The sequence below is a fragment of the Komagataeibacter europaeus LMG 18890 genome (genome assembly GCF_000285295.1).
In the GTDB taxonomy this organism is placed as follows: Bacteria; Pseudomonadota; Alphaproteobacteria; order Acetobacterales; family Acetobacteraceae; genus Komagataeibacter; species Komagataeibacter europaeus.
In genome coordinates, this window is sequence record NZ_CADP01000321.1 from 1 (window position 1) to 1,024 (window position 1,024).

Annotated in this window: 2 protein-coding genes; one reads left to right on the plus strand and one right to left on the minus strand. The window is 56.9% G+C overall.

The annotated features are described in order from the left end of the window. On the plus strand, positions 1 to 558 hold a 558-nt coding region (gene istB, locus GEU01_RS22135), incomplete at its 5' end, for an IS21-like element helper ATPase IstB (protein WP_019087713.1). A gap of 106 nt (positions 559 to 664) precedes the next feature. Here the strand turns inward: istB and GEU01_RS22140 are convergent. Further along, positions 665 to 1,024 (minus strand): transposase (locus tag GEU01_RS22140; protein WP_019087714.1); only part of this gene is annotated, 360 nt, incomplete at its 5' end.

The following is a 1,024-nucleotide window of genomic DNA, read 5'->3' on the forward strand; positions in this document are numbered from 1 at the left end:
CTGTCCGGGTTCTCCTTTGCCGATACGCAGGTCAACGAGCCCATGATCCGCCAGCTCCATAGCGGGGACTTCATCGAGCGTGCTGAAAATGTCGTGCTGATCGGCGGTCCGGGAACCGGGAAAACCCACCTGGCGACCGCGCTGCCCATCCAGGCGATCACCCATCACCGCAAGAAGGCGCGCTTCTGGTCAACGTTCGACTTGGTCAATGCGCTCGAACAGGAAAAGACCGCCAACCGGGCCGGGCAGATTGCCGGCAGGCTGCTCCGCCTGGATCTCGTGATCCCTGATGAACTCGGTTATCTCCCCTTCAGCGCGTCTGGCGGCGCCCTGCTGTTCGATCTGCTCAGCCGCCTCTACGAGCGCACCAGTGTCATCATCACAACCAATCTGAGCTTCAGTGAATGGGGAGACGTCTTTGGTGACCCGAAGATGACGACGGCGCTCCTCGATCGGCTGACCCATCACTGTCATATCCTCGAGACAGGAAATGACAGCTACAGGTTCCGCGCCAGCACCGCCGCCTCAAAAAACAGAAAGGACAGATCCTCTTCTTGACCGCCCGCCCGACTATGCCTGAAATAGCAGCTGGCTGGGTCAATTCCTGATGAAAAACCCGGGTCAGTTCTCGGTTCTTCCGCACTTTTCGTGATGATGTTTTTGATTATGCGGGTTGGAGGACACGAGCCCTGAGGAGTTCGAAGCCTGCTCTTCCGAACATGGTTCGCTTGATCATTTTCAATCGGCTGATCTGTCCTTCAACCGGGCTGGTTGTCCATGGTGTGACGAGAGAAGCTTCAATGGCAGCAGCATCCCGTTCAAGCGCAGGTATCAAACGCGATAGCAGCGTCGTTTTCCCTTCTTCCAGCAGGGCCTTCAGATCGCCTTCCTTTCTGGTGTCCTCCTTTTTACAGAGGAGGTTCTGCATTTTCCTGAGCCAGCAGAGCGTGACAGCGAGTTGCGGTTCGGCTTCCAGAAGGGCAGGAACAAGTAGCCCGTCCTGTCGTCCAGCAGACAATGGATC